Origin of the sequence: Ruegeria sp. ANG10 (assembly GCF_040705255.1) — a bacterium.
GTDB lineage: Bacteria > Pseudomonadota > Alphaproteobacteria > Rhodobacterales > Rhodobacteraceae > Ruegeria.
Genome location: NZ_JBFCVU010000001.1, coordinates 247795 through 274553 on the forward strand (window position 1 = coordinate 247795; position 26759 = coordinate 274553).

The 26759-nt window shown below is 59.5% G+C and carries 28 protein-coding genes; 15 read left to right on the forward strand and 13 right to left on the reverse strand.

Annotation, left to right across the window (positions count from 1 at the left end):
- Nucleotides 1-65 precede the first annotated feature (65 nt).
- A complete protein-coding gene (locus tag AB1A64_RS01210) occupies nt 66-203 on the reverse strand; it encodes a hypothetical protein (RefSeq protein ID WP_366549719.1) in 138 nt (45 codons plus the stop codon).
- Nucleotides 204-272: 69 nt separating this feature from the next.
- Between AB1A64_RS01210 and napF the strand changes: the two genes are divergently transcribed.
- From napF to AB1A64_RS01250, 8 genes are read left to right on the forward strand one after another with little or no spacing between them, the layout of a single operon-like run.
- Nucleotides 273-788, forward strand: coding sequence for a ferredoxin-type protein NapF (gene napF, locus AB1A64_RS01215; RefSeq protein ID WP_366549720.1), 516 nt, complete (start codon nt 273-275; stop codon nt 786-788).
- A complete protein-coding gene (locus AB1A64_RS01220; RefSeq protein WP_366549721.1) occupies nt 785-1078 on the forward strand; it encodes a chaperone NapD in 294 nt (97 codons plus the stop codon). Before napF ends, AB1A64_RS01220 begins: the two co-directional genes overlap by 4 nt.
- Nucleotides 1075-3567 carry a nitrate reductase catalytic subunit NapA gene (gene napA, locus AB1A64_RS01225; protein WP_366549722.1) on the forward strand — a complete coding sequence of 831 codons (2493 nt, stop codon included), beginning with the start codon at nt 1075-1077 and terminating at the stop codon, nt 3565-3567. Before AB1A64_RS01220 ends, napA begins: the two co-directional genes overlap by 4 nt.
- Before the next feature lie 27 nt (nt 3568-3594).
- Nucleotides 3595-4413, forward strand: a complete 819-nt coding sequence (napG, locus tag AB1A64_RS01230) for a ferredoxin-type protein NapG (RefSeq protein WP_366549723.1) — start codon at nt 3595-3597, stop codon at nt 4411-4413.
- Entirely contained in the window at nt 4410-5327 is a 918-nt protein-coding gene (gene napH / locus AB1A64_RS01235; protein WP_366549724.1) for a quinol dehydrogenase ferredoxin subunit NapH, read from the forward strand. The genes napG and napH overlap by 4 nt, the downstream gene beginning before the upstream one ends.
- Before the next feature lie 12 nt (nt 5328-5339).
- Entirely contained in the window at nt 5340-5777 is a 438-nt protein-coding gene (locus AB1A64_RS01240) for a nitrate reductase cytochrome c-type subunit (RefSeq protein WP_366549725.1), read from the forward strand.
- 29 nt (nt 5778-5806) lie between these two features.
- Nucleotides 5807-6508, forward strand: coding sequence for a NapC/NirT family cytochrome c (locus AB1A64_RS01245; RefSeq protein WP_366549726.1), 702 nt, complete (start codon nt 5807-5809; stop codon nt 6506-6508).
- 13 nt (nt 6509-6521) lie between these two features.
- Nucleotides 6522-6779 carry a hypothetical protein gene (locus AB1A64_RS01250; protein WP_366549727.1) on the forward strand — a complete coding sequence of 86 codons (258 nt, stop codon included), beginning with the start codon at nt 6522-6524 and terminating at the stop codon, nt 6777-6779.
- A gap of 17 nt (nt 6780-6796) precedes the next feature.
- On the opposite strand, the gene AB1A64_RS01255 is transcribed toward AB1A64_RS01250, so the two are convergent.
- Entirely contained in the window at nt 6797-7720 is a 924-nt protein-coding gene (locus tag AB1A64_RS01255; RefSeq protein ID WP_366549728.1) for a GlxA family transcriptional regulator, read from the reverse strand.
- 97 nt (nt 7721-7817) lie between these two features.
- Here AB1A64_RS01255 and AB1A64_RS01260 point away from each other — a divergent pair, with 97 nt between their 5' ends.
- From AB1A64_RS01260 to AB1A64_RS01270, 3 genes are read left to right on the forward strand one after another with little or no spacing between them, the layout of a single operon-like run.
- On the forward strand, nt 7818-8978 hold the full coding sequence (locus AB1A64_RS01260) for an acyl-CoA dehydrogenase family protein (RefSeq protein ID WP_366549729.1): 1161 nt from the start codon (nt 7818-7820) through the stop codon (nt 8976-8978).
- 2 nt (nt 8979-8980) lie between these two features.
- The gene (locus AB1A64_RS01265; RefSeq protein WP_366549730.1) at nt 8981-10996 is read left to right on the forward strand and encodes an acetate--CoA ligase family protein; all 2016 of its coding nucleotides are present in this window, start codon (nt 8981-8983) and stop codon (nt 10994-10996) included.
- A gap of 3 nt (nt 10997-10999) precedes the next feature.
- Complete coding sequence (locus tag AB1A64_RS01270; protein WP_366549731.1) at nt 11000-11779, forward strand: carnitinyl-CoA dehydratase; 780 nt, start codon at nt 11000-11002, stop codon at nt 11777-11779.
- A 4-nt stretch (nt 11780-11783) separates the two neighbouring features.
- Here AB1A64_RS01270 and AB1A64_RS01275 read toward each other — a convergent pair whose 3' ends face one another.
- Entirely contained in the window at nt 11784-13025 is a 1242-nt protein-coding gene (locus AB1A64_RS01275; protein WP_366549732.1) for an acyl-CoA dehydrogenase family protein, read from the reverse strand.
- Nucleotides 13026-13290: 265 nt separating this feature from the next.
- On the opposite strand from AB1A64_RS01275, the gene AB1A64_RS01280 reads away from it, so the two are divergent.
- Nucleotides 13291-13899, forward strand: a complete 609-nt coding sequence (locus AB1A64_RS01280) for a GntR family transcriptional regulator (protein ID WP_366549733.1) — start codon at nt 13291-13293, stop codon at nt 13897-13899.
- A 6-nt stretch (nt 13900-13905) separates the two neighbouring features.
- Here the strand turns inward: AB1A64_RS01280 and AB1A64_RS01285 are convergent, their stop codons facing one another.
- The 10 genes from AB1A64_RS01285 to AB1A64_RS01330 form a co-directional block, all read right to left on the reverse strand.
- Entirely contained in the window at nt 13906-14664 is a 759-nt protein-coding gene (locus AB1A64_RS01285; protein ID WP_366549734.1) for a methyltransferase domain-containing protein, read from the reverse strand.
- On the reverse strand, nt 14661-15281 hold the full coding sequence (locus tag AB1A64_RS01290; RefSeq protein ID WP_366549735.1) for a pimeloyl-ACP methyl esterase BioG family protein: 621 nt from the start codon (nt 15279-15281) through the stop codon (nt 14661-14663). Before AB1A64_RS01290 ends, AB1A64_RS01285 begins: the two co-directional genes overlap by 4 nt.
- Nucleotides 15278-16564 (reverse strand): adenosylmethionine--8-amino-7-oxononanoate transaminase, encoded by a 1287-nt coding sequence (gene bioA / locus AB1A64_RS01295; RefSeq protein ID WP_366549736.1) that lies wholly within the window; start codon nt 16562-16564, stop codon nt 15278-15280. Before bioA ends, AB1A64_RS01290 begins: the two co-directional genes overlap by 4 nt.
- Nucleotides 16561-17181, reverse strand: coding sequence for a dethiobiotin synthase (gene bioD, locus AB1A64_RS01300; RefSeq protein WP_366549737.1), 621 nt, complete (start codon nt 17179-17181; stop codon nt 16561-16563). Before bioD ends, bioA begins: the two co-directional genes overlap by 4 nt.
- A complete protein-coding gene (locus AB1A64_RS01305) occupies nt 17178-18311 on the reverse strand; it encodes an 8-amino-7-oxononanoate synthase (RefSeq protein ID WP_366549738.1) in 1134 nt (377 codons plus the stop codon). Before AB1A64_RS01305 ends, bioD begins: the two co-directional genes overlap by 4 nt.
- A complete protein-coding gene (gene bioB / locus AB1A64_RS01310) occupies nt 18308-19288 on the reverse strand; it encodes a biotin synthase BioB (RefSeq protein ID WP_366549739.1) in 981 nt (326 codons plus the stop codon). Before bioB ends, AB1A64_RS01305 begins: the two co-directional genes overlap by 4 nt.
- Before the next feature lie 106 nt (nt 19289-19394).
- Entirely contained in the window at nt 19395-20165 is a 771-nt protein-coding gene (locus AB1A64_RS01315; protein ID WP_366549740.1) for a heme ABC transporter ATP-binding protein, read from the reverse strand.
- Between the two features lie 3 nt (nt 20166-20168).
- Nucleotides 20169-21233 (reverse strand): iron ABC transporter permease, encoded by a 1065-nt coding sequence (locus AB1A64_RS01320; protein WP_366549741.1) that lies wholly within the window; start codon nt 21231-21233, stop codon nt 20169-20171.
- Nucleotides 21226-22077, reverse strand: a complete 852-nt coding sequence (locus AB1A64_RS01325; RefSeq protein ID WP_366549742.1) for a hemin ABC transporter substrate-binding protein — start codon at nt 22075-22077, stop codon at nt 21226-21228. The genes AB1A64_RS01320 and AB1A64_RS01325 overlap by 8 nt, the downstream gene beginning before the upstream one ends.
- Nucleotides 22074-23120 carry a ChuX/HutX family heme-like substrate-binding protein gene (locus AB1A64_RS01330; protein WP_366549743.1) on the reverse strand — a complete coding sequence of 349 codons (1047 nt, stop codon included), beginning with the start codon at nt 23118-23120 and terminating at the stop codon, nt 22074-22076. The genes AB1A64_RS01325 and AB1A64_RS01330 overlap by 4 nt, the downstream gene beginning before the upstream one ends.
- 315 nt (nt 23121-23435) lie before the next feature.
- On the opposite strand from AB1A64_RS01330, the gene AB1A64_RS01335 reads away from it, so the two are divergent.
- The 3 genes from AB1A64_RS01335 to AB1A64_RS01345 are packed head-to-tail and all read left to right on the forward strand — an operon-like array spanning nt 23436 to nt 26758.
- Nucleotides 23436-25490 carry a TonB-dependent receptor gene (locus AB1A64_RS01335; RefSeq protein WP_366549744.1) on the forward strand — a complete coding sequence of 685 codons (2055 nt, stop codon included), beginning with the start codon at nt 23436-23438 and terminating at the stop codon, nt 25488-25490.
- 58 nt (nt 25491-25548) lie between these two features.
- Nucleotides 25549-26382 carry a MotA/TolQ/ExbB proton channel family protein gene (locus tag AB1A64_RS01340; protein WP_366549745.1) on the forward strand — a complete coding sequence of 278 codons (834 nt, stop codon included), beginning with the start codon at nt 25549-25551 and terminating at the stop codon, nt 26380-26382.
- Between the two features lie 4 nt (nt 26383-26386).
- The gene (locus AB1A64_RS01345; RefSeq protein ID WP_366549746.1) at nt 26387-26758 is read left to right on the forward strand and encodes a biopolymer transporter ExbD; all 372 of its coding nucleotides are present in this window, start codon (nt 26387-26389) and stop codon (nt 26756-26758) included.
- Nucleotide 26759 lies beyond the last annotated feature (1 nt).

Here is a 26759-nt window from a genome sequence, read left to right on the forward strand (position 1 = left end):
CGTAAACTTCTACCAGTGGCCGAGTCGATTTCTGCGACGCAGCATAGTTTGTTTCGAAATGATACTCAAACCCAACTCTGCGCCGGCCCGTCTTGGTTCTTACCGTTGGTGCAGCCGCCGCCTGAGCGGCATTGGACGACTTCAACTGTCGGGTAGTTGTCGAAAAGGCGAAAAATAAATGTTTCAATAATGATCTGGATCAAGATTCATCACATTCAATATCGCTATTGGGTTAACGTAGTTACGGAATCAAGCGCGTACAGTCCAGCTAAATGAGCCAGATGACCAGCCGTCGGGCGTTTCTAAGCGCCAAAGTGTGTCGGGAGGACAGCAGCATTGTCCGTCCTCCGGGATCACATGTGCCGGGTTTCCTGGATCACTGCACCAAATGTGGCGACTGCGTCGACGTTTGTCAGGAAACGGTAATTGTCATTGGTCAGGACGGTTTCCCGGTGTTTCAGCCCAGTGACAACCCCTGCACCTTTTGCGGCGATTGCGCTACGGTTTGCCCGACAGACGCGTTGCAAATCGAACGCCTGCCGGACTGGCCCTGGCGCGCGGCGATTGAGACATCTTCGTGCCTGTCCGTGAACGGGGTCAGTTGCCGCGTCTGTCAGGACAATTGCGAACAGAATGCCATCCGCTTCAGGTTACAACTGGGCGGTCGGGCCGAGCCTTCGTTGGATGCCGACACTTGCATTGGGTGTGGTGCCTGCGTGACCCCCTGCCCGGTCAATGCCATCGCGCTTGACCGTCGGCCCACATCTCAAACGGAAGTGATACAATGAACATCTGCGGTTGCCTTGTACATATCGTCCCTGATCAGGCTGAGGCCGCGGCGCAATCGATGCGCAACACATCCGGCGTCGAGGTCCATGCCCAGGCCGAAGACGGCCGTTTCGTTGTCGTCGTGGAAGACACATCCGATCGCCTTGCGTCCGAGATCATCATGGATCTGCATCAGATCCCCGGAGTGGTCTCGCTGACGCTTACCTATCACCATTTCGAGGATCTTGCGGAGGCTACCCCGCATCCCGATGCCCCAAGCCAAACCACCAGCCGGAGGCTCACGCTATGACTACATCAGAATCTCGCCGGACTTTTCTCAAGGCCTCAGCGGCCGCTGCCACTGCGTCAGCCGCTGGCATTCCTCTGGCCACCGGTCAGGCCAACGCGCAGGCCGGGGCCCCCGATATCCGCTGGGACAAGGCGGCCTGCCGGTTCTGCGGCACCGGCTGTTCGGTACTGGTCGGTACCAAGGATGGCCGTGTGGTGGCCACGCAAGGCGACCCGGACGCGCCGGTCAACCGAGGCCTGAACTGCATCAAGGGCTATTTCCTGTCCAAGATCATGTACGGCAAGGACCGCCTGACCACACCGCTGCTTCGTAAGACAAATGGCGAATACGACAAGAACGGCGAATTTGAACCGGTCAGCTGGGACGAAGCCTTTGACGTCATGGCCGCCAAGTGGAAAGAGGCTCTGGCCAAGAAGGGCCCAACCAGTGTTGGCATGTTCGGCTCAGGCCAATGGACGATCTGGGAAGGCTATGCTGCCTCCAAGCTGATGAAGGCCGGGTTCCGGTCGAACAACATCGACCCCAACGCGCGGCACTGCATGGCGTCCGCCGTTGTCGGGTTCATGCGCACCTTCGGCATTGATGAGCCGATGGGCTGTTATGACGATTTCGAACACGCGGACACCTTCGTGCTGTGGGGCTCGAACATGGCCGAGATGCACCCGATCCTGTGGTCGCGCCTGACTGACACGCGCCTGACCAAACCGGGATGTGAAGTCCACGTGCTGTCGACCTTCGAACACCGTTCGTTCGAGCTGGCGGACAACGGCATCGTGTTTGAACCACAGACCGACCTGGCGATCCTGAACTACATCGCGAATTACATCATCCAGAACAACGCGGTGAACGAGTATTTCGTCAGAAACCACGTCAACATCACAAAGACTGCCACCGATATCGGCTATGGCTTGCGTGAGACCAACGCGCTGCAGCAAGAAGCTGAAAACCCCGACTCGGGCGCGCTTGAGAGCATCAGCTTTGAGGAATACGCCGAAGCGGTTGCGCCCTACACGTTGGAATACACCTCGGAATTGTCGGGCGTTCCGGCGGATAAGCTCGAAAAACTCGCGCAGCAATACGCGGACCCGACCCGCAAGGTCATGAGCCTTTGGACCATGGGCTTCAACCAGCACACCCGCGGGTCTTGGGTGAACTCGCTGATGTATAACGTGCATCTGCTGGTGGGTAAGATTTCCGAACCTGGCAACTCGCCCTTCTCGCTGACAGGTCAGCCCTCGGCTTGCGGAACTGCGCGTGAGGTCGGTACCTTTGCCCACCGCCTGCCCGCCGACATGGTGGTGGCGAATGATGAACACCGCGAAATTTGCGAAACCGCGTGGAACATCCCCGAAGGCACCATTCCGCCCAAGCCCGGCTTCCACGCTGTGTTGCAGCACCGCAAGCTGAAAGATGGTGAGCTGAACGCCTATTGGGTGCAATGCAATAACAACATGCAGGCCGCGCCCAATATCAACGAAGAAGGCTATCCCGGTTATCGCAACCCCGAAAACTTCATCACTGTCTCTGACCCCTATCCGACGGTCACCGCCGTTTCTGCCGACCTGATCCTGCCCACCGCCATGTGGGTCGAAAAGGAAGGCGCTTATGGCAACGCCGAACGCCGCACCCAGTTCTGGCGGCAGCAAGTGCAGGCCCCAGGTGAGGCCAAGTCTGACCTGTGGCAGCTTATGGAATTCTCCAAACGCTTCACCGTCGAAGAGGTCTGGGGCGAAGAACTGCTGGCCAAGATGCCTGAGCATCGCGGCAAGACCATGTTCGACGTGCTTTATGCCAACGGTAAGGTGGATCAGTTCCCGCTGTCCGAGACAGCCGAAGGGTTCCACAATGACGATGCCGAGCACTTTGGGTTCTACGTTCAGAAAGGTCTGTTCGAGGAATATGCAGAATTCGGGCGCGGCCATGCGCACGATCTGGCCCCGTTCGAGATGTATCATCAGGCACGCGGCATGCGTTGGCCGGTCGTGGACGGCAAGGAAACGCTGTACCGCTTCCGCGAAGGCTTTGACCCGTATGTTCCCGAAGGTGCGGACGTGAAATTCTACGGCCACAAAGACGGCAAGGCCAAGATCATCTTTGCGCCCTACGAACCCGCCGCCGAAGAGCCGGATGAAGAATTTGATCTGTGGTTGTCCACGGGACGTGTGCTTGAACATTGGCACTCGGGCTCGATGACCCGCCGAGTGCCGGAATTGCACCGCGCCTTCCCGTCCGCTGTCGTCTACATGCATCCGCAGGACGCCAAGGATCGGGGTCTGCGCCGCGGGCAAGAGATCGTTGTGTCCACCCGCCGCGGCGAGGTCACCAGCCGGGTCGAAACCCGCGGACGCAACAAGGTGCCGCGCGGTCTGGTCTTCATGCCTTGGTTTGATGAGCATCAGCTGACCAACAAACTGACGCTGGACGCGACCTGCCCGCTGTCGAAAGAGACCGACTATAAAAAGTGCGCCTGCAAGGTCGAGCGCGCGTAACCGGCCTAAATCGCAAAGGTAGTTCCCATGTCTCTGGCCGGTACACCCCTCTCGCCGCAACGGCGCCGTTTCCTGCAGGATTCGGCGCGCGCGGCAGGCGGCTGCGCGGTTGCCGGTTCTTTGCTGGCCTGGCTGACCCGCGATGCCCGTGCGTTACCGGCCGAGGCGCTGCGTCCACCCGGCGCACTGCCTGAGGAGGCGTTCCTGTCGGCCTGCATCCGCTGTGGGCTGTGCGTGCGGGACTGCCCTTACGATACGTTGAAACTGGCCGAACTTGGGGTGGATGCCGTGGCAACCGGCACCCCCTATTTCACGGCGCGCAATGTGCCGTGTGAGATGTGCGACGACATTCCCTGCGTTGCCGCTTGCCCCACAGGTGCGCTGGACCCGGGGCTGGACAATATCGATGATGCGAAAATGGGCGTGGCAGTTCTGGTCGATCAAGAAAACTGCCTGAACTTTCAGGGCCTGCGCTGCGACGTCTGTTATCGCGTCTGCCCTGTCATCGACGAGGCCATCACACTTGAGGTCTCGCATGACGCCCGCTCGGGTCATCATGCGATGTTCATCCCCACCGTGCATGCCGAGCGCTGCACCGGTTGCGGAATGTGCGAAAAAAGCTGCGTCCTACCGGAAGCCGCCATCAAGGTTCTGCCGGAACGACTGGCGCGGGGCAGCGCGGCCGACCACTATCGCAAAGGCTGGGAAGAAAAAGAGGCCCATGGCGGCCCGCTTGTGGACGGCCTGATCGATCTGCCTGATCGCTTGCCGGGACCAGGCACAGACAATCTGGCCACACCGGGCGGCTTTGCACCAACTTATGACCTGCCGGGGGTGGGCCAATGAGTGCGCGCACGCATATGCCCGTCGGCCGCGAAGCCATCGAAATCAAAGGCTGGATCGGTGCGCATCGTTTTCTGCTGCTGCGTCGCACCAGCCAGTTGTTGTTTCTGGTCCTGTTCCTGCTGGGCCCCTGGTTCGGCATCTGGATCGTGCAAGGCACGCTGGCCGGGTCGCTGACCCTTGGCGTGTTGCCTCTGACCGATCCGTTTATCACGCTGCAAAGTATCGTTGCCGGGCATTGGCCCGAACTGACCGCCCTGATCGGCGGACTGATCGTTCTGGTCGCCTATGCGCTGATCGGGGGCCGTGTCTATTGTTCGTGGGTCTGCCCGATCAACCCGGTAACCGACGCCGCCAATTGGCTGCACCGGCGACTGGACCTGCCGAAAGGCTGGCAACCAAAACGCAGCACACGCCTATGGGTGCTGGCAATGGTTCTGGTCGTGTCGGGCCTGACCGGCGTGATAGCGTGGGAGCTGATCAACCCGATCACCATGTTGCATCGCGGGCTGATTTTCGGTGCAGGATTTGTCTGGGCCATGGTGGCTGCGATCTTTATCTTTGACCTGCTCGTCGCGCGCCACGGATGGTGTGGCCATATTTGCCCGGTCGGTGCTTTTTATGGCCTGATCGGCAGCAAAAGCCTGCTGCGGGTCAGCGCCGCAAACCGGGCGGCCTGTGACGATTGCATGGATTGCTATGCCGTTTGCCCGGAAAACCAGATCATTTCCCCCGCCCTGAAGGGCAAGCCCGGAACAACCCCTCTGATCCTGTCCCCGGACTGCACCAATTGCGGCCGTTGCATCGACGTTTGCGCGGTCGACGTCTTCAACTTTACTCACCGGTTCGACGACCATGTCGCCGCGCCTTCCGATCCAGTTCCCGCGCCCGACCGGCGCGCAGCCAGACCTATCTAAGGGAGTGCCAAGATGAAAAAATCAATCGTGACAGGCGGAATGGCCCTGATCCCCGTTTTGCTCCTGAGCGGGTTCGCCCTTGCCCAGTCAGCCAATGTGGAAACCCTGCGCGGTGCGGATGTGGATGAGCTTATTCCACTCGATCAGATCCATAAGAATATCGAAGGACGCATGCAGCGTAACTATCGCCAGCAACCGCCGCTGATTCCCCATTCGATCGAACAATACCAGATCGACGTGCGCACCAATCAGTGTCTTTCCTGCCATGACTGGACCAAGGCAGGCGAACGCAATGCGCCGACCCTGTCGATGACCCACTATCTGGATCGCGAAGGCCGCGAGCTGGATCACATCGCGGGCACCCGCTATTTCTGCAACCAATGTCACGTGCCTCAGGCAGACGCGCCTGCGTTGGTCGACAACGTGTTTGAACCCTCGTCCGGCAACTAATCCAACGCATGTCTGAAAGGAGCACCAAGATGGCAGACTCCCCTGAAAAACGCGGTTGGATAGGCCGCATCTGGAACTGGATCTGGACACCGGCCGTGGCGTTCAGCTCGGGCTTTCTGATCCTTGCGGGCTTTTTAGCCGGTATCCTGTTCTGGGGTGGGTTCCACTGGACACTGGAACTGACCAACACCGAGGAATTCTGTACCTCGTGCCACACGATGGAAGTCAACCTGGGCGAATATCGCGAGACGATCCACTACAACAACCATTCCGGCGTGCGCGCAATATGCTCCGACTGCCACGTGCCGCATGAATGGAACCACAAGATCAAGGCTAAGATTATGGCGGTCAAGGATGTCTATCACGAACTGGCCGGAACCATCAGCACGCCCGAAAAATACGAAGCGCACCGTCTGAGCATGGCCTCAGCCGTCTGGAAAAAGATGAAGGCGTCGGACAGCCGCGAATGCCGCAACTGCCACAACTTCGACTATATGGACTTCACCATTCAGGAAACCCGCGCCGCATCCGAACACCAGCGCGCCATCGACAACAACATGACCTGTATCGATTGCCACCAGGGCATCGCGCACAGCCTGCCTTCGGATTACCTTGAGGAATACCAGAGGGTTACGGATGAGCTGGCCGGTGAGACAACGGGCGCAAAATCGCATCAGGTTGCAGATGGCAGCGATGAGATCCGGTCATTTCTAAGCAAGAGCGCGGATTAAAGAGAGGCACGATATGCTGGAACTTCTGGGAACAATCGGGGCCAACATCATCAGCCTTCCGGGCATTCTGGGCCTTGCGCTTGGCATGATGACCCGCCGCCTGTGGCTGGGCGGCTTGATGGGGGCCGTGGTCGGCGTGCTGGAAACGGTGATCTTCGCTCACTGGAACTTTGCCAATGTCAGTATGGTCGAAATGTTGATTGCCGTCGTCATCGGCCTGTGCGCAGGTACGTTGGGTTCGGTCATCCGCATCAAGGGTGCGACAGTCTGAATTCGCCTAACTTTGCATCAATTCGGCGCCCCGCTGCGGAATGCAGTCGGGGTTCGCCCGAACTCGGCCTTGAACGCCCGTGTCATGGCGCTGGCGTTTTCATACCCGCAGCGGCTGGCGATTTCCGCGATGGATTGTTCGGTCTCTTCGGCCAGTTTTCGTGCCATAGTCAGCCGCAAGCGTCGATACAGCGCCTGCGGCGTTGTGCGTAATTCGGCCTGAACCCGCATCTCGATCTTCTTTTGCGAACAGCCAAGTTTGCGGGCAACGTCCCTGATCGTCAGCGGAGTTTCTATGTTCCCCTGCATCACCGTTAGTGCCCGATTGACCAGCGTATCTTCGGATTTCAAAGGTAAGGCATAGGGATCGGCTGCACTGCGGCTCATCAGTAGATGGGCCACCTCCATCGACAGTAGCGGGCCGTGATCCCGGCGGATCAGCGCCGAGGCCAGATCAAACGCTGCCATCGCCCCGGAACAGGTCAACCGGTTGCCATCGATGACAAAACGTTCCTGCACCACGTTGACCGCAGGAAAGGCTTCTTCGAACCGCGACAGCTCATCCCAGTGAATCGTCGCGCGGTGATCGTCCAACAAGCCAGCGCGCGCCAGTAGCCAACTGCCGGTATCCAGCCCGGCCACTTGCGGATGGATCCGCGCCGCTGCCAACAGGGCGCGCGTAGTGGCACGGGTATCCAGCGACAAATAGCCGTAAGACGGCATCACGACCAACACATCGCCGCTGTGATCGTGCAAAGCCCCATGCGGCGTGACGACCAGTCCGCTGGAACTCTGCACGGGCTTGCCATCCAACGAACAGAATCGCCAGAGATACAGCGTCTGCCGCGACAACGAGTTGGCCGCCCTCAATGGTTCGACCATGTTGGCGAGGCAGTGGTTCGAAAACCCATCAAACAGCAAAATGTTATAGCGGTGGGACAATTTTTTCTAACTCTGCATACTATTCGACCAACTTTGCATGTCGTAACCGTGACCTGTGGCGTTTCATTCGTCAACCAGCAGCCAGGGAAAACGCGCCATGCAATTCGGTCTGTCAGAAGAACAGGAAATGATCGTTTCAACGGTCCGCAGCTTTGTCGAGAAAGAGATCTACCCCCACGAAGACGCGGTCGAGCGCAGCGGAACCGTGCCATCAGAGCTGGGCGAAGAGATCAAACAGAAGTGTATCGACCTTGGCTTCTATGCCTGCAACTTCCCCGAAGAGGTCGGCGGCGCTGGTCTGTCGCATCTGGATTTCACATTGGTCGAACGTGAATTGGGCCGCGGCTCCATGGCGCTGACGCATTTTTTTGGCCGCCCGCAAAATATCCTGATGGCCTGCAATGATGATCAGCGTGAACGCTATCTTCTGCCCGCCGTGCGTGGTGAACGGATGGACGCGCTGGCGATGACCGAACCGGATGCCGGGTCGGACGTGCGAGGCATGAAATGCCAGGCCTTGCGCGATGGCGGGGACTGGGTCGTCAACGGATCAAAACACTTCATCTCGGGCGCTGAACACGCGGATTTCTTCATTGTCTTCATCGCAACAGGCGTAGACGAGACCCCGAAAGGGCCGAAGAAACGGATCACCACCTTTTTGGTGGATCGCGGCACGCCCGGTTTCGAGGTGCGCGAGGGGTATAACTCGGTCAGCCACAAGGGCTACAAGAACTACATCCTTTATTTCGACAATTGCCGCCTGCCCGATGCGCAGGTTCTGGGCGAGGTCGATGGTGGCTTTGCGGTGATGAACGAATGGCTTTACGCCACCCGGCTGACGGTCGCGGCCTTTTCAGTCGGGCGCGCGCGCCGGTGCTTTGACTATGCGTTGAACTATGCGGCCGAGCGTAAGCAGTTCGGCCAACCCATCGGCAAGTTTCAGGGTGTCGGATTTCAGATCGCCGACATGATCACCGAAATTGATGCCGCCGACTGGCTGACCCTCGCCGCCGCCTGGCGACTGGACCAGAACCTGCCATCAAACCGCGAGATTGCGTCGGCCAAGCTCTATGCCTCCGAAACGCTGGCGCGGGTGACGGATACCACACTGCAAATTTTCGGCGGTATGGGACTGATGGATGACTTCCCGATCGAACGGTTCTGGCGCGATGCAAGAGTTGAACGTATCTGGGACGGCACCAGCGAGATTCAGCGCCACATCATCAGCCGCGATCTGCTGCGTCCCTTGGGCGCCTGATGATGAGCAAAGATCTGAACCGACTTCTGCGCCCAAACTCCATTGCCGTCATTGGCGGCGGGGCGTGGTGTCAGCAGGTCATCCTGCAATCGGAGCGCATGGGATATGCTGGTCATATCTGGCCGGTTCACCCCAAGGCGAGCGAAATTGCCGGGCACGCGGTTTTCGCCCGTCTGGAAGACTTGCCACAGGCCCCGGATGCCGTATTCATCGGCATCAACCGACACGCCACGATTGAGGCTGTGCAGGCGCTGTCCGCCATGGGTGCCGGTGGGGCGGTATGTTTCGCCTCGGGCTTTTCCGAGGCTGTGGCCGAGGATGATACCGGCGCGGACCTGCAAGAGCGGTTGCTAGCCGCCGCCGGGGACATGCCCATTCTGGGCCCAAATTGCTATGGCTTCATCAACGCGCTGGACGGGGCGCTGTTATGGCCAGATCAGCACGGCGCGACGCCGGTGGACAAGGGCGTTGCGATCCTGACGCAAAGCTCGAACATCTCGATCAACTTGACGATGCAGAAACGCGCGCTGCCGATTGCTTATATGGTGACTTGCGGGAACATGGCGCAAACCAGTCAGGCCGAGATCGCCTCGGCCCTGATCGACGACCCGCGCGTGACCGCTGTTGGCCTGCATATCGAAGGGTTCAAGGATATCCGACAGTGGGAGGCGCTGGCCGCCAAGGCATATGCAAAGGGTGTCCCCCTGATCGCGCTCAAGGTCGGCGCGTCGGAACAGGCGCAGGCGGCAACTGTGTCGCATACCGCATCTCTGGCAGGCAGCGACGCCGGGGCGCAGGCGCTGCTGGAACGGTTGGGCATTCCACGCCTTTCCGCCCTGCCCGATTTCCTTGAAACGCTGAAACTGTTGCATTGCTACGGGCCATTGCCCGGCGGCAACATCTCTTCGATTAGCTGTTCGGGGGGCGAGGCCAGCTTGATCGCCGATATGGCAGTGGGCACCGGATTGACCTTCCCCCAACTGACCGACGACAAGAAAACCCACCTGCGTGATGCGCTTGGTCCGATGGTCGCGCTGAATAACCCGCTGGACTACCACACTTATATCTGGCGTGATGAGGATGCGATGGCGCGGGCGTGGTCGGGAATGACGGGCGACGACATCGACCTGACTTTCTCGATCGTCGATTATCCGACGACCGATCCGACAGATTGGGTTTGCGCATCGCGAGCGGCGCTGAAAGTGCGTGCCGAGACCGGCGCACGGTTCGCCATCGCGGCAACCCTATCCGAACTTCTGCCCGAGGACATCGCGCAAGACCTTATGGCTGGTGGCGTCGTACCTCTTATGGGTCTGCAAGAAGCGCTTAGCGCCACCTGTGCAGCGGGTCAGGTCAATGCTCCCGCCGAGGCCGCAGTTTGCCTGCCCGGCACGATCGAGGCAACGCGTATTTTGACCGAGGCCGAGGCGAAATCGGCGTTGGAAGAGAGTGGCTTGCGCGTCCCGCAGAACCGCACAGTTCGGGGCGCTAACGAAGCGCGCGCTGCGGCGTCGGACATGTGCGCGCCCTTTGCCATCAAGGGTGTGGGGTTGGCCCATAAATCCGAATACGGCGCAGTGCGCCTGGGCGTCCAGGCTGACGATGTAGCCTATGTGGCCACCGATATCGGGACAGATGAGGTGCTGATCGAAGAGATGATCACCGGCACTGTAGCCGAGCTTTTGATCGGCGTGATCCGTGACCCTGCGCATGGCTTTGTTTTGACTCTGGGCGCAGGCGGCGTTCTGACCGAAGTGCTGCGCGACACCGCATCGCTGTTAGTGCCCAGCACGCCCGACGACATTCGCGCCACGTTGGCAAAGTTGAAAATCGCCCCGTTGCTGACAGGCTACCGTGGCCAACCTGCGGCTGATATGGATGCGATCATCACCGCAGTTCAGGCCGTTCAGGCTTATGTCATGCAAAATGCTGACACGCTTGGCGAGGTCGAAATTAACCCGCTTCTCTGCACACCCGAAACGGCGATTGCAGTGGATGCCCTGATTAGAAAGGCCTGAGACATGGATCCTATCAAAACCCGGCGCGATGGCGCGATCCTTGAGGTGACGCTGGACCGACCCAAAGCCAACGCCATTGATCTGGCCACCAGCCGCATCATGGGAGAGGTCTTTGCCGAATTTCGCGATGACCCCGAATTGCGTGTCGCAATTCTGACAGGCGCGGGCGAAAAGTTCTTCTGCCCCGGCTGGGATCTGAAAGCCGCTGCCGATGGCGATGCGGTTGACGGCGATTACGGCGTTGGCGGGTTCGGCGGCCTGCAAGAACTGCGCGATCTGAACAAGCCGGTGATTGCAGCTGTGAACGGGATCGCCTGCGGTGGCGGTCTGGAACTGGCCCTGTCGGCAGACATGATCCTGGCGGCAGAGCATGCCACATTCGCCCTGCCCGAAATCCGCTCGGGTACAGTTGCGGATGCGGCCAGCGTCAAACTGCCCAAGCGTATCCCCTACCATATCGCGATGGAGCTGCTGCTGACGGGGCGCTGGTTCGACGCCGAAGAAGCCAACCGCTGGGGTCTGGTGAACGAGATCATCTCCGCCGACCAGTTGATGGACCGCGCGTGGGAGCTGGCCCGGCTGCTGGCCTCGGGCCCTCCGCTGGTTTACGCTGCGATCAAAGAGGTCGTGCGCGACGCCGAGGACAGCAAATTCCAGGATGCCATGAACCGCATCACCAAGCGCCAGTTGCGCACAGTGGATGTGTTGTATTCCAGCGAAGACCAGTTGGAAGGCGCGCGCGCCTTTGCGGAAAAGCGCGACCCGATCTGGAAAGGAAAGTAAGCGTTCAGCGTGGCGGCGGAGTCAGCCATTGCGCTGACATCCCGAAGTTTGACTCTTTAATCTCCTGTTTCGCGATGGCTTGCAGGTGCACCTCATCCGGACCATCGGCATAGCGCAGTGCCCGCGCCCAGGTGTAGCTGTCGGCCAGTGGCGTATCTGGCGTCATCCCCATGGCACCAAAGACCTGCATTGCGCGGTCGGTCACGGCGGCATGCACGTTGGGCGCCACCACCTTGATCAGTGAAATCTCGCGCCGCGCCGCCTTTGCACCGACCTGATCAATCTTCCATGCCGCCTGCAGGGTCAGCAAGCGCGCCTGCTCGATCTCAAGCCGCGATTTGGCAATCCATTCCCGGATCACGCCTTGGTCTGACAGCTGCTTGCCAAAAGTTTTCCGTTCTTGCGCGCGTTCAACCATCAGCGACAGCGCCATCTCGGCAGCCCCGATCGAGCGCATGCAGTGATGGATGCGTCCCGGTCCAAGCCGTGCCTGCGCAAGGGCAAACCCGCTGCCTTCTTCGCCCAGAAGATTGCCGACCGGCACGCGTACATCCTTGAACAGCAGCTCGGCATGGCCTTCGGGGTCATGCATGTTCAGGATCGTGGGGTTGCGGACAATCTCCAGGCCGGGTGTGTTCTTGGGCACGATCACCATGCTTTGCTGTTTATGCCTGTCGGCATTGGGATCGGTCTTGCCCATAACGATGAACATTCTGGTGTTCGGGTGGCAGGCATTGGTGATGAACCACTTGCGCCCATTGATGACATATTCATCCCCCTCGCGCCGGATCGAGGTGGTGATATTCGTGGCGTCCGAACTGGCCACATCCGGTTCCGTCATCGCAAAGGCCGAACGGATTTCGCCGTTCAGCAGCGGCACCAGCCAATCCTCGCGCTGCTCGGGCGTGGCGAACATGTGCAACAACTCCATGTTGCCTGTGTCGGGCGCGTTACAATTGAAAACTTCAGAAGACCAGCTGACCTGCCCCATCAACTCGGCCAGCGGAGCGTATTCCAGATTGCTCAGCCGCGTGCCGGGTTCATCGTGGCGCAAGGAAGGTAGGAACAGGTTCCACAGCCCCTCGGCCCGGGCCAGCGCCTTAAGGTCTTCCATGAACGAGACCGGGAATTTGCCTGCTTCAATTTCTTCCTTATGGGCACGGATGCGCGGATGGATATGCGCCTGCATAAAGCGTTTCAGCTGATCGCGGATTTCCGCAGCGCGCGGCGATGGTGCAAAGTCCATGACGGTCCCTTTTCAGACTGATGCAACACTACGTTGCCTCTGCGGGTACCCTATCCGCACCCACCGCACTTGTGAAAGCTGCCAGTTGGTTTCCAACGGGTTTTGCCGCAAGGTCACTTAGGTTGCGAAAAGACTTGCCAGATTTTGTATCCCCAAGCGGGGCCGAGTTAACGACCAAGCTTTTGCGACGACAACCATCACCTGTTGCCCATCACCTTGCAGAGCGATAATCGTCTGATCATATGACCAAAGCGACGGAGTTCAGGTGTCTGAGCAGCAGATCAAAAAATCAGATGACATTGCGCAGAAACTGTTGACCAGGATAGTCCGTGGCGCATTGAAACCCGGCGAAAAGCTGCGGCAGGACCTGATAGCGCGTGAGTTCGGAGTCAGCCAGGTCACCGTGCGCGAGGCGCTGTTGAATCTGGCATCAAAAGGGTTGGCCGTCGCCGTACCACGCCGAGGTATGTGCGTGGCGCCAATGGACCAGAACGCCATTCAAGAGCTGCGCGTGATGCGGCGCGCGCTGGAACCTGTGGCCTTGTTGCATTCCGTTCCAAACCTGACGGCCCAGCAGATCGCCCAGATCGAACAGGTACAAGAAGACTGCGACAGCGCCCGAACTGCTGAAGATTGGGAAGACGCCAATCAGCGTTTTCATATGGCCGTCATCGCGGCCTGCAACATGCCGCGCATGATTGACGAGATCAGGAACCTGCAAGTGCTGTACACGTGGCATTTCAACAACCTGTACACCGCCAAATGGCGGCCCCGCGCTGATCCGGATCACGCTGCAATTCTGGCTGCCATCAAGGATCGCGACGCGGCCAAGGCGCATTCGGTCATGCAGCGCCACCTGACCCGTCTGCCCTAGGCGGGATCAGCCGGGTTTCCGGGCGATAATCCAGGTCGGGTGATAGGTCAGCGGAACCCCGTCCTTGCCGCCAAACTGCCGGACATAGTCGTTATTGAAAGAAAGCAGGCTCGACTTTGTCCACGGCTTCTGCGCCCGTCCGTTCACTCCGGTTCGACGCAGATGGCTCAACACGTCGCGAGGAGAGGAAAACTGCATCTGCTGTTTGGTCTCTCCGGCACTGAAGACGTCCAGAATACCTTCAACGGCTGCGGTCAAAACTTCGGGTTCATAAAGACCAGGCGCCTTCGCCGCCGACCCAATCTGAACCAGTTCCTGATATTGCAACGGGCCAAAACCGGAAACGGCTAACCAGCCTCCGGGGGCCAGCGCCTGAGCGGCCCGGCGCAGGAACGCGGCGGGATCTGGCAACCACTGAATCATCGACGCCGAAGCAATCAGGTCCGGTTTCGCAGGCCATTCGACCGTTTCCGCGTCACCGCACAGAAATCCTGCACCAAAGGACGCGGCGGTCTCATATGCTTCGGGTGACAGATCGTTGACGGTCAGCCCGTCAAAGGCAAACCGGGTGCAAAGGCGCTGGGTCAGATGACCGGTGCCACAGCCAAACTCCAATCCGGACGCGAAATGCGCCGGAGCGCCGCCACGCTGCAAATCCCGTGCCAATCGTTCAGCGATCTGCGCCTGTTGGTTGGCAGCCTCGTGGTACGAGCGGAAACTGCGGCTGAAACTACGCTGGACGCGGCTGGTCATCTGGGCATTCATGCGATCCACTCCTGCCAGTTCTGACCGCTGGCAAAGGGTATATGCGCAGTTGGAACAGTTCGGACGGCATCTTGGTGATCAGCCCACGCGGCCTGTTGGGCGGATGTGGAAATGATCCGGTCCCTCAGCGGTATCCAAATCCGATCGAATTTGGGATCGGGTGCCGGGCCGCGTTCGATCACCGCGTGCAACTCTGCTTTTGCCGTGTCGATATCTATCGCGGGCGCCGGACCTTCCAGCCCCGCACGGCGGCAGAACTTGGCAAAGCTGGCGGTGCTTAGTTGAACCGCCGTGGCCCGGATCATGTCCGGCGCGATGCCGCGTTCGACATCGGCGGGGTACAATGTACCGCTGACCGCGATCAGCCGGTCAGGCCGCATCCCTATCTGAGCCAACCAATGCGCGGCCGAGGCCACGCCAAACGAGAACGCGATCAGGGTGACCCGGTCATAGTTTGACAGCTCGCTCAGCGTGTTATCCAGACGGGTATAATCGTCGACGAACAAGACATCCGTATTGCCAGCAAGGCTTTCGAAAGGTCCCGGACCAAGAGCCCAGCCCCCGAAGACCAATAACACTTCGGCCGTGCCTGAGCGGGACAACCAGCGCTGTTTCATGACATCCCCCGAACCAGCGATACCATGGCCGAGGTCACGCGGCTTAGCTCATCAGATGAGATGATATAGGGCGGCATGCAATAGATATTGCGCGCGAACGGTCGCAGCCAGACGCCGGTTTCCAACGCGAATCCATGCGCCACCGACGGGTCGACCCAGCCTTCCATCTCGATAACACCGATGGCACCCAAGACGCGCACATCCGCCACGCCGGGCAAGTCGCGCGCCAGAGCCAGCTCTTGCGTCATCTGCGCAGCGATACCCGCCACTTCCGACCGCCAATCGCGGACCGAGAGTTGTTCCAGACTGGCCACGGCCGCCGCGCAGGCCAGCGGGTTGGCCATATAGGTGGGCCCGTGCATCATTACACCGGCCTCGCTTTCACCTATCCGGCGCGCGACGGTTTCGGTGGTGACCGTGGCTGCCAGGGTAATGTGTCCGCCCGTCAGCGCTTTGCCTACACACAGGATGTCAGGCACGATATCGGCATGATGCAGCGCGAACAGCTCACCTGTACGGCCAAAGCCGGTGGCGATCTCATCGAAGATGACCAGCACGTCATGTGCCTTGCACATCTCATGGGCGCGTTGCAGCCAGGTCGGGTGGTAGAAATACATCCCACCTGCCCCTTGCACTACAGGTTCAAGGATCAGCCCCGCGATCTGGTCAGCTTTGGTCTCTAGCAATTGTTCCAGTGCATTCAGCCCGTTCAGGTCGCCGTCCTCAGCCCAGTCCTGACCAAAGGTGATCTGTGGGCGCGGCAGGAAATGCTGAACGGACAGGGCACCCGCGAACAGACCGTGCATTCCGTTGACCGGGTCGCAGACGCTCATCGCTTTCCAGGTGTCACCATGATAACCACCGCGGATGGTGGCGAATTGCGTGCGCCCCTTACGGCCCTGCGCCATCTGGTACTGCACCGCCATTTTCAGGGCTACTTCGATAGCGACCGAACCGCTGTCGCTGTAGAAAATGCGATCCAGCCTGTCGGGCAACAGCCCGATCAGTTTCCGGCCCAGTTCAATCGCAGGTTCATGCGTTAGACCGCCAAACATCACATGCGGCATCTGATCCAACTGTGCCTGCATGGAGGCGATGATGGCCGGGTGACGATGCCCATGTACTGCACACCACCAGGACGACATCGCGTCGATCATCTGCGTACCATCCTCAGTCGTCAGCCAAACACCTTCTGCCCCGGTGATCAGATGCATCGGGCCGGGTTCCAGCACATTGGTATAGGGGTGCCACAGATGGCGGGCGTCAAACTCCAGCGGTGTCATAGGGCACCTCGGATCGTGTTAACATCGATGGCGGAGAAAACGTCGGAAAGAGTTTCGCGTGACAGGTTGTCGACAAAAGGCAACCTGCCCAAGTGGTGGATGCCACACATCTGGGAAATTGTCTGTTCGACGTCCGGCTCCGCATCGCCAACAAAGGCCACACCAATCACTTTGCACCCAGCATTGCGCAACGCCATCAAAGACAGGCTGGTGTGGTTGATCGTACCCAGTGCAGTCCGCGCAACCAGTACAACCGGGGCCTGCCACTGTGCAATCACATCCAGGAAAAAGACCTGACGATTCAGCGGCACCATCAGCCCGCCCGCGCCTTCAACCACCAGTGGGCCGGACACCTGCGGCAACGTCAGCCGGGCCGGGTCGATCTCAATCCCCATTTCCTCGGCCGAGAGATGTGGCGAGGCGGGCATGTTCAGCCGATACGCCTCGGGCAGCACCTCGGCCCCGGTCAGGGCCTTGACGGTTTCCGAGTCAGTGGCCTCTTCCAACCCCGACTGCACAGGTTTCCAATACCGCGCGCCAAGGGCGGCAGTCAGACCCGCTGCAAAGACGGTTTTCCCGATGCCCGTATCCGTTCCGACTACGATGACAGGACTCATGCGGCCTCGCTTTGTTGCTGCGCAAGGGTTTCGAACAGAGCGGTAATATTGGCCTGCGAAACATTCCCAGTAACTGAAACCCTTAGCCGCGATGTCCCACGCGGAACTGTAGGAGGGCGAATGCCGCGCACGTCAAAGCCTTGCGACTGCAGGGCTGCGGCTGTCTGCATTGTGCGCGCCTCATTCCCCAAAATGACAGGAATGATCTGACTGTTCAGCGCACCCGGCGACACGCCATTCCGGCGCGCCTCGGCGTGGGCATGATGCATTCGGGCGTTCGCCGCGTCGGTCAGCCGGGTGCCTGAATGCAAATGCGCCAATACCGCCCGCACCAGGGCCGCGTTGAACGGCGATGGAGCGGTCGCAAATATAAACGGTCTTGCCCGGTTGATCAGCGCATCGATCATCACCTGCGGACCACAGATCAGACCGCCCGAAACGCCCAAACCCTTACCGCAGGTATGCAATGTCAGCACTTCGGCCTTCAGCCCATACGCCAGACCCTTGCCGTGTGGGCCGAAAACACCGGTCGCATGGGCTTCGTCAACAACCAGTACAGCGCCGTATTCCACGGCCAAGCTGGACAGCGCGTTCAGGGGCGCGAGATCACCCTCCATCGAATAGACGCTTTCCACGGCAATCCAGATTTGACCGGACCCACCAGCGGAAAGCCAGTCGGAAATAACACGGCGCGCATTAGCCACATCGTTATGTGCAAAGGCCCGCGTGTCGGCCCGTCCCATGCGCATGCCTTCATGGGCGCTGGCATGAACCAGATCGTCATACAGGATTAGATCGCCCGCGGCGGGAAGGGTCGAAAAGATCGCCTGATTGGCCTGAAACCCGCCGCCCATGAACAAGGCGGCCTCGGCGTCGAAAAACGCGGCGGCCTCAGCCTCCAACGCCTCATGTTCCGGGTGATTGCCGCGCAACAACCGCGACCCACCTGATCCCATTGGCACACCACGATCCAGCGCCTTTTGTGCGGCACCCTGTAACCACGCAGATTCTGACAAACCCAGATAATCATTCGAGGCAAAGTCCAACCCAAGCCTCGGGGTCAGCACCCGGCGACGATGCCGGGCGCCTAATGTTTCAAGCATCGAGTTCAGGCGACCCAATGCTTTCATTCAGCAGCTTCCGCACAGCTTTGACCGGCCACGGTTTCGGCTTGCAGCCCCAGCTTGGCAAACAGGATCGCGTCCGTGTCTTCTTCCGGGTTCTCTGCCGTCAGCAGTGTTTCCCCCACAAAGATCGAGTTCGCCCCGGCCAGAAAACACATGGCCTGATGTTCATCGGTCATGTCGCTGCGTCCGGCAGACAGGCGGACATAGGATTTCGGCATCATGATACGGGCGGTGGCGATCACACGCACGAACTCGATCGGATCGATTGGCTTGGCCTCCGCCAGCGGCGTGTCTTCCTGCGGCATCAGCATGTTGATCGGCACCGATTCAGGCGCGGGTCCCATATTGGCCAGTGTGACCAGCATATCGACGCGGTCGCCGACCTCTTCTCCCATCCCCAGAATACCGCCGGAACACACTTTGATCCCGGCTTCCTGCACGCGGTTCATCGTGTCGATCCGGTCGGCAAAAGTGCGGGTGGTGATCACCTCGGGGTAATAGCGTTCGGACGTGTCGATGTTGTGGTTGTAATAATCCAGGCCCGCGTCACGCAGGCGAAACACCTGGTTGTCGTCCAGCATGCCCAGCGTCATGCAGGTCTCCATGCCCATCTCGCGAACGCCTTCGACCATGGCCACCAGCGCATCCATGTCGCGTTCTTTCGGTTCACGCCAGGCCGCGCCCATGCAGAACCGGGTGGCACCACCATCCTTGGCCTTGCGGGCCTCGGCCAGCACGCGCTGAACCTCGATCAGTTTCGAAGCCGACAGTTTTGAGCCGTTGCGCGCCGATTGCGAGCAATAGGCACAATCTTCGGCGCAGCCACCTGTCTTAATCGACAACAGTTTGGAGGTCTGAATTTTGTTGGGATCGAAATTCTCGCGATGCACGGTCTGCGCGCGGAAGAGCAAATCCATTAGGGGAAGATCATATACGGCCTGCGCCGCGTCGCGGGTCCAAGTGGGGGAGGTGTTTTCCATTTTATCGATAATCTATCCAAAACTCCATGCCTGCCCTTTCTAATATCGATAATTCTGCAAACTACAACTTAATTCTAATTCCACAGCGCCGATCTGCGCAGCATGATCAAAGCCCTGCAACCTGCGGTAAAAGGTAGACACCTGTTTCAGGGGCGCGATTGACCGAAATATGGCAGCTATACGCTTGACTGAGCAAATCGTCGCACATTGTGTCCACCGGCGTGCCCTGGCTGAGGATTTGCCCATCTGACAGTAGAATCACATTGTCGGCACACATGGCCGTCAGGTTCAGATCATGCATCACCATAACCACCCCGCCGCCATTGGCCGCGAAATCCCGTACAATTTGCATCACCTGCAATTGGTGGCCGATATCCAGGCTGGAAACGGGCTCATCCAGAAACAACCAGCGCGACCCTGTCGGTCCGGTTGGTTGCCACACTTGAATCAGAACGCGAGCCATTTGAACACGCTGCTGCTCACCCCCTGACAGTTCCTGATAAAAGCGCCCTTCAAAGCCCCCCAAACCGACACGGGTCAGCGCTTGCAGGGCAATCCGGTCATCCATAGCCCTGCGCATACGCCCCATGCGGATCACCTCCAACACGGTGAACGGAAAGCTCATTGGTGTTGCTTGTGGCAGGACGGCACGAATGTCGGATAGCTCAGCAGCGCTGGTTCGCGCGATATCCCGACCGTTCAACGTAACGGCCCCGTCATGGTCCAGATCGCCGGTCAGCGCGGCCAACAAGGTGGATTTACCCGCCCCCGACGGGCCGACAACGGCAGTCACCTGTCCGGGCTGGGCTGAGAAAAACAGATTGCTAAGGATCGTGCGGCGCCCCAGCTGAACGCTCAGGTCTGTGACAATCAACATGGTCTAAAGGTCCACAATTCCGCGTTGCCTCAACAAAATCCACAGAAAGAACGGCGCGCCGATGACTGCGGTGACAATCCCAATGGGCAGCTCAGACGGGGCGATGATCATTCGACTGATCAGGTCGGACAGCACCAGAAGAGCCGCGCCCAGAAGGGCCGAATTGACCAGCAGGTATTTGTGATCGGGCCCAGAGGCCAGTCTCAGCAGATGCGGCACCACGATACCCACAAACCCGATCCCACCACTGACGGCCACAGCAGCCCCGGTCGATGCTGCGACGACCAGAATGGCGCAGGTTTTCAGTTGTTGCACACGGATGCCGATATGCCCGGCTGCGGCTTCGCCCAGGGCCAGACCGTTCAGACCAAGCGCCAGAAATGGCGACAGCATCAGGGGGATCAGGATCAAAGGGGCCGCAACAATGATCTTGCTCCAACTGCTACCCGCCAGTGAGCCCATGGACCAAAAGGTGAAATCCCTCAGCTGCGCGTCATCCGCCATGTAGACAAGGATGCCCGTCAATGCCATCGCCAGCGCGGTCAGCGCGATCCCGGCCAACAGCATCGTCGCAACCGAGGTTCGGCCACGCCGCGTTGCGACCCGATAGAGCAGCATTGTGGTGATCCACGCACCAAGAAACGCCGCAACCGGGACAAGCCATGTCGCCAGCCCAGCGGCAAAGGTCAAAGTCCCGCCCAGCACAATCGCACCAACTGCCCCCAGGCTGGCCCCAGCGCTGACACCGACGATGCCTGGATCGGCCAGCGGATTTCGGAACAAGCCCTGCAGAACCGCCCCAGATACGGCCAGCGCTGCCCCAACAAGACAACCCATGATCACACGGGGCGCGCGGATATCCAGCAGCACCACCCGGTCGCGCAAGGACAGGTCTTGGCCCTGCGCCATATCAATCAATGCCTGCCACAACGACGTGCCCGCCGATCCCGTTGCAAGCCCGGTCAGCACCACCACACTCAAAACAACGATCAAAACCCAGCTAAGCCGACGCGCAGTTAGGCTCCGGTCACCGTCGATTGCCATCGCGTCAGCGGTTTGGTCAACCATTGGTGCCGCGCAATCCAGCTGCAAGATCAGAGATGGCCTGCCCAGTGCGCACCGAGAAACCCAACAACAACATGCCATCCATCCGCAACAATTTAGCGTTCTGTCCTGCCGGTGTGGCCGCAATCGCAGGGTGCTTGAGAACCTCTTCGTCCGTCAGGGAAATCTGTCGGCCGCTCTCCATCAGCAAGATGACATCGGGGGCTGCTGTAATGATCGCCTCATCGCCCAATGGTTTGTAGCCCTGAAACCCCTCTACAGCATTTGTGGCCCCGGCCAGTTCAATAATGCCCTGCGCCGCCGTACCCTGTCCGGCGGCCAGCACGCGCCCACCCTGCATTGCCAGCACAAACAAAACGCGCTGATCGGCCAGTTCACTGTGCGCAGTGGCGGCATCGATTGCGCCACCAACGCGTTGCGCCAGTGCTTCGCCCTCATCAGGAACATCCAGTGCCTTGGCAACGGCCATGATCTTGGCGACAACCGCCGCGCGATCATGGCCCATCGGTATGCTGACCACAGGGATATGACTTTCGGCCAGAACCTCCAGCGTTTCCGGCGGGCCTGCGCCCTCTTCTGCCAAGATCAGATCAGGGCTGACTGACAGCAACCCCTCGGCGGATAAGCGGCGCACGTAGCCTATATTTGGCAATTCGGCGACCTGAGGCGGATGGTTCGACGTGCTGTCGCGTGCCACCAACCGGTGTTCTTGTCCCAGCGCATAAATGATCTCTGTGATCGATCCCCCGGCCGAGACAATGCGTTGCGCCGGGTCGGCGTGCAGACCAAATGCAGATACCAACAGCACCAGCCCGGCCAGTTTCAGTTTTGCGCCTAACCGGGTCATGCCGGAACCTCCTCTGGGCGGCCCTCAAGCGACGCAACAAGATCGTTCCAGATCGCAGCCGAGTCCGGTTCGGCAAGCACCCCAAAGATTTGCAGGATCAGTGCGCCCTGCGCGTCAAACGCCTCAACCGAGATCGCATCTCCGCGCTTGGTGGATTTCGTCGCCTGCCAGACCTCGGCGATGTGGTCCGTGCGCAGATGCAGGTTGAAACCAGGATCCAGAACATTCAGCCATGGACCCATCTGTTTGACCTCTTTGATGGGCCCGGTGTGAATTTCGATACACCCCTGATTGCCAACAAAAGCCATGATCGGCAGGCCCGTTTTGGCGGCGCTGTGCAGAATTGTGTCAACAGCCGATATCGCCAGAGGCCGCACATATGGCGCCCCGGCCATGCGATAGGCTCCCAACCTGTTCAGCTTGAGCTTGCGAACCATCTGCAGAAACTGATGGGTATCTGTGATTTCATCCCATCCGGCACGCAGACGGTCGGTTTTCTCGGGGTCGACCTTGGCGGGTTCATCCGCTGCGCGCGGTTCAACTGTCAGAGTGTCTGACTGATCCGGCAGTTTCAGGGCCTCGATCACGGCATCCCATTCCTCGATCACAGAGGTATCGCGTAGAAAGATCTTGTGGACCGCATCACCTGCGGCGTCGAAAATCTGAAAGGACAGGCGCTCCGAGCCATTCTCAAGCGTTTTGGACACGGCAAAGCCGTAAACCCAGTGACGCGGGAACATGCGCAGGTCTATTTCGTGATTGGCGATCAGTGCCGCATGGGGGCCACCGCGGTAATCATCGTAAATCCCCACCTTTTCGATCACGCAGCTTTCGTTGCGAGTCAGTGCCATGACCTCGCCCAGCCGGTTCACCAAAGGCATCAAACGATCCAAATCGGGGTTGATGCGGGTGGCTCCGTGTCCGACATGCGCGGCCACCAGCTGTGCCTCGGTGATGCCGAGTTGATCCGCCAGATCACGCTCGCGCAGCTTGGGGTTTTCCAACCGCGCAGCGCGGATTTCAGAAGGGCTTGGATGGGTCATGGTCGTCTCCACAATGGTATCGAAACGCATTTGGCTGGGACCGAGACGACCGGGCTGCGCGCTGTTTATTGGCTTTCTTCGCCCTTGTCCTAAGCGGTCCGGCCTGTGGCATCAAGGGCACGTCGCATTTTTCTGACAAAAATACTCTGGTATAGAAAAATCTAATCCGCTAATGAGCCGCCCACATGGGCCACAGCGCGCGGCAACTTGCGCGCAGGCCCGTAGAAATACCCAGCACATCGCGAGGTAGCATCTGAATTTCGCCTGTTTAAGGCGAGTGCATCTTTGACTGCACGATACATACTGGGGGTTTCAATGAAATCAGCATTAAGGCGGTCTACCGCAAGCGTGGCGCTGACCAGCGCCGTTTTGGCGGCAACGCCGCTATGGGCGCAAGACCAAGAAGACGACATCATCCAACTGGATGACATCATCGTCACCGGCACCGGACTTCCAACCGAAGTTTTCGACAGCCCGTCCTCGGTCACCGTTGTTGATGCCGGTGAAATCCGCGAAATCCCCCCGGCCTCGGTGGCCAACCTGTTGTCGGATGTGCCTGGGGTGCAGGTTTCCGAAAATGATCTGGATCGTATCCGTATCCGCGGCGAAGATTCGCAGCGCGTCGCCATCCTGCTGGACGGTCAGCGCCTGTCGGATCACAACCGTTATGGCACACCTCTGCTGGTGTCACCCACCGATATCGAACGGATCGAGATCGTGCGTGGCCCTTCATCGGTTGTCTCGGGCAATCGTGCCATCGGGGGTGTGGTGAACATCATCACCAAACGCGGCGCAGACAAACCGGTCGAGGTTTCCGGCACCGCAGGTTACATCGGGGCCAATGATGGCTATCGCGCCGCAGCCAGCATCGCAGGTACGCTCAACAGTTTTGACTATCGTCTGTCATATTCGAAACTGGACCTGAACGACCGCGAAACCCCCGACGGTGATCTGGTGCCCTCCAGCAGTGAAGAACACGGCGTGCTGGGCTTTGTCGGATACCGCATTGGCAGCAGCTATGTTGGCCTGCGCGCACAGGATTTCGACGCTTCGACCGAGGTATTCACCGGCAGCCCAGATGCCCAGATCAACCTGCCCAAACGGGACTTGCGCAAATACAGCGCGTTCTACGAAGGCGAAGACCTGACCTCGTGGATGTCGATGCTGAAGTTCAGCGCCTATACGCAAAAGGTCGACCGCGTGTTCGACAGCGAATTCACCAGCAGCGGCGGGCCGGTCACCACCATTGTCAACGCGGGATCGGATGATGAACAAACGACCAGCGGGTTCTTGGCAACAGCGAATTTTGAATTTGCACCCGGTCACCGATCGGTCATCGGGCTGGAATATGACGATGACCGGCTAGAGACCACCAAGACCTCGGACATCACGATCATTCCGCCCTTTGGGCCGCCCAGCCAAATCAGCGTGCCCTCTTTCACGGATGCGGAAATCCGCACCGCCAGCATTTTCGGTCAGCACGAAGCAACCTTTGGCGATTTCGTCGCCACAGTTGGTGCGCGTTACTATAGCGTCGAAAGTGATCTGAACGAACGCACGGTCAATGGGTTTCCGCTGCCCGATGCCAGCAACAGCGATGACCGCTGGCTGGGCTCGATTGGTGCCGTCTACAATCTGTCAGATGACGCCATCCTACGGGCCAATATCTCGCAAGGTTATACATTCCCGTCCCTGTCCGAGCTGTACCTGTCCACGTCGGCTGGCGGCCAGGTCATCAATGGCAATCCGAACCTGAAACCCGAAACCGCGACCAACTATGAAATCGGTGCACGTGTGGATCGCGGGAACTTCGTGCTGGATACGGCCATTTTCTATACCGAAGCCAAGGACTACATCACCACCGTGGCCGATCCGGTCAATCCGGCCGAGCTGATCTATGAAAATGTCGAAAGCGCTGACAGCTGGGGCATTGAAATCGCGGCCGAGGTTGATCCCGGCTGGGGCGGTGTGCGCCCCTATGTCATCGTGTCGAATGTGACCCGAGAGTTCACCTATTCCAACGGGTTCAGCACCAAAGACAGTGGCACTCCGGAATGGACAGGGACGCTTGGGGTGCGCTCAGACTGGCAGACAGCCAGCTTGACGGGCACCTGGGATATGTTCCTGCGGGGCGAAAGCGCGGCCGAGTTGCGCGACGAAAACGGCAATATCGTCGACAGCGGGACGGCCACCGGTACCAACCCGACCTCGGGCTGGACCACGCTGAACTTCCGCGGCAGCGTGGATTTGACCGAGAACGCATTGCTGACGCTCGAGCTTAACAACATCCTCGACAGGTCCTATCGGGCCAATGACCAGATCCCGGCTGCAGGGCGCAACATCAACCTGTTCGTCACTGCAACCTTCTGACCCGGAGAACAGCGGGGCCACGGGGTAACCCGATTGGCCCTGCACACAGGAGAACCTTATGATATCCCGATTGATCCTGTTTACGGCCCTTGCGATGGCACCGGTTGCCCTGGACGCACAACACACCCTGACACCCCCAGTGCCAGAGGTTCTGGTGTCAGGCGACCAGATTGGACCGGTGCAACCAAATTCGACTGAACCCAACGAACCCGTGCCTGGACACAGCGCAGGTGTGGAAACCGCGCAGGATGCCTCGGTCCAGGCGGCCGAGTTTCTGCGCAAAGGCGGACCATCGATCTGGGCCATCGCGGCACTGTCTGTGGTCACCATTGCCCTGATCCTGTGGAAGATTTGGCGGTTGGCCCTGATCGGGGCATGGTCACGGGGCAAGGCCGGTCAGGCCGTGGATTTGTTCGAGGCCGGAGAGTCCGATGCCGCCGTTACGACGCTCCATGGCCGCCGGGGAATTCGATCCAAGGTGATAAGCCATGCCATCCGGTCCATTCGCGCCCTTCCCGAAAACCGCGCCCGCGAAGAGGTTTCGCGCGTGGCCAAGCGCGAGATTGCCGACGCCGGTACCGGCCTTCGAGCGCTGGAACTGATCGCAACGATCGCACCCCTGCTGGGTCTGTTGGGCACAGTTCTAGGCATGATTGCAGCGTTTCAGGCGCTGCAACAGTCAGGCAACCGCGCCGATCCCGCCCTATTGGCTGGCGGCATCTGGGAGGCGCTTCTGACCACCGCAGCAGGCATGACCGTGGCCATCCCGGCCTCGGCCGCGCTGACGTGGTTCGAAGCAGTGATCGACCGCATCCGCCGCGATTTGGAAGACGGCGCAACCCGTATTTTCGTATCAGGCAAGCCGGGCAATCTGAATCTGGCTGCCGAGTGATCTGATGCAATTCGTCCCAGCTGCAAAACCCAGACGCAAGCCCAACCTCACGCCGATGATCGACGTGGTGTTCCTGCTTTTGGTGTTCTTCATGTTGGCGTCCCGCTTCGGGACCGAGTCCATCTTGCCGCTGCCGCTGGCCTCTGCGGGCCAGGAATATAGCGGACCGCCGCGCCTGATTGACGTCCTGCCGGACCAAGAGCTGCTGAACGGCATCGCCAGCGCGGATATTGCCCGCGATCTTGCGCCGCTGATGCAGGCCCCTACGGATTTAGTGATCTTGCGCGGCAGAGATGGCGCGACGTTGCAGCGGATCGTGACTGTCACCGAAATCCTGCGTGACGCCGGGTTTATTTCGGTCGTTTTGGTGGAATAGC

What these genes read in the sequence shown, in the direction of transcription:
- AB1A64_RS01250 (WP_366549727.1), top strand. Translation starts at nt 6,522, where the DNA reads ATGCTGGAACTTCTGGGAACAATCGGGGCCAACATCATCAGCCTTCCG.
- napA (WP_366549722.1), top strand. Translation starts at nt 1,075, where the DNA reads ATGACTACATCAGAATCTCGCCGGACTTTTCTCAAGGCCTCAGCGGCC.
- AB1A64_RS01265 (WP_366549730.1), top strand. Translation starts at nt 8,981, where the DNA reads ATGAGCAAAGATCTGAACCGACTTCTGCGCCCAAACTCCATTGCCGTC.
- AB1A64_RS01240 (WP_366549725.1), top strand. Translation starts at nt 5,340, where the DNA reads ATGAAAAAATCAATCGTGACAGGCGGAATGGCCCTGATCCCCGTTTTG.
- AB1A64_RS01325 (WP_366549742.1), bottom strand. Translation starts at nt 22,077, where the DNA reads ATGACCCGGTTAGGCGCAAAACTGAAACTGGCCGGGCTGGTGCTGTTG.
- AB1A64_RS01335 (WP_366549744.1), top strand. Translation starts at nt 23,436, where the DNA reads ATGAAATCAGCATTAAGGCGGTCTACCGCAAGCGTGGCGCTGACCAGC.
- AB1A64_RS01345 (WP_366549746.1), top strand. Translation starts at nt 26,387, where the DNA reads ATGCAATTCGTCCCAGCTGCAAAACCCAGACGCAAGCCCAACCTCACG.
- napG (WP_366549723.1), top strand. Translation starts at nt 3,595, where the DNA reads ATGTCTCTGGCCGGTACACCCCTCTCGCCGCAACGGCGCCGTTTCCTG.
- AB1A64_RS01285 (WP_366549734.1), bottom strand. Translation starts at nt 14,664, where the DNA reads ATGAATGCCCAGATGACCAGCCGCGTCCAGCGTAGTTTCAGCCGCAGT.
- AB1A64_RS01275 (WP_366549732.1), bottom strand. Translation starts at nt 13,025, where the DNA reads ATGGACTTTGCACCATCGCCGCGCGCTGCGGAAATCCGCGATCAGCTG.
- AB1A64_RS01330 (WP_366549743.1), bottom strand. Translation starts at nt 23,120, where the DNA reads ATGACCCATCCAAGCCCTTCTGAAATCCGCGCTGCGCGGTTGGAAAAC.
- bioB (WP_366549739.1), bottom strand. Translation starts at nt 19,288, where the DNA reads ATGGAAAACACCTCCCCCACTTGGACCCGCGACGCGGCGCAGGCCGTA.
- AB1A64_RS01290 (WP_366549735.1), bottom strand. Translation starts at nt 15,281, where the DNA reads ATGAAACAGCGCTGGTTGTCCCGCTCAGGCACGGCCGAAGTGTTATTG.
- bioA (WP_366549736.1), bottom strand. Translation starts at nt 16,564, where the DNA reads ATGACACCGCTGGAGTTTGACGCCCGCCATCTGTGGCACCCCTATACC.
- AB1A64_RS01270 (WP_366549731.1), top strand. Translation starts at nt 11,000, where the DNA reads ATGGATCCTATCAAAACCCGGCGCGATGGCGCGATCCTTGAGGTGACG.
- bioD (WP_366549737.1), bottom strand. Translation starts at nt 17,181, where the DNA reads ATGAGTCCTGTCATCGTAGTCGGAACGGATACGGGCATCGGGAAAACC.
- AB1A64_RS01320 (WP_366549741.1), bottom strand. Translation starts at nt 21,233, where the DNA reads ATGGTTGACCAAACCGCTGACGCGATGGCAATCGACGGTGACCGGAGC.
- AB1A64_RS01315 (WP_366549740.1), bottom strand. Translation starts at nt 20,165, where the DNA reads ATGTTGATTGTCACAGACCTGAGCGTTCAGCTGGGGCGCCGCACGATC.
- AB1A64_RS01340 (WP_366549745.1), top strand. Translation starts at nt 25,549, where the DNA reads ATGATATCCCGATTGATCCTGTTTACGGCCCTTGCGATGGCACCGGTT.
- AB1A64_RS01260 (WP_366549729.1), top strand. Translation starts at nt 7,818, where the DNA reads ATGCAATTCGGTCTGTCAGAAGAACAGGAAATGATCGTTTCAACGGTC.
- AB1A64_RS01305 (WP_366549738.1), bottom strand. Translation starts at nt 18,311, where the DNA reads ATGAAAGCATTGGGTCGCCTGAACTCGATGCTTGAAACATTAGGCGCC.
- napF (WP_366549720.1), top strand. Translation starts at nt 273, where the DNA reads ATGAGCCAGATGACCAGCCGTCGGGCGTTTCTAAGCGCCAAAGTGTGT.
- AB1A64_RS01245 (WP_366549726.1), top strand. Translation starts at nt 5,807, where the DNA reads ATGGCAGACTCCCCTGAAAAACGCGGTTGGATAGGCCGCATCTGGAAC.
- AB1A64_RS01220 (WP_366549721.1), top strand. Translation starts at nt 785, where the DNA reads ATGAACATCTGCGGTTGCCTTGTACATATCGTCCCTGATCAGGCTGAG.
- napH (WP_366549724.1), top strand. Translation starts at nt 4,410, where the DNA reads ATGAGTGCGCGCACGCATATGCCCGTCGGCCGCGAAGCCATCGAAATC.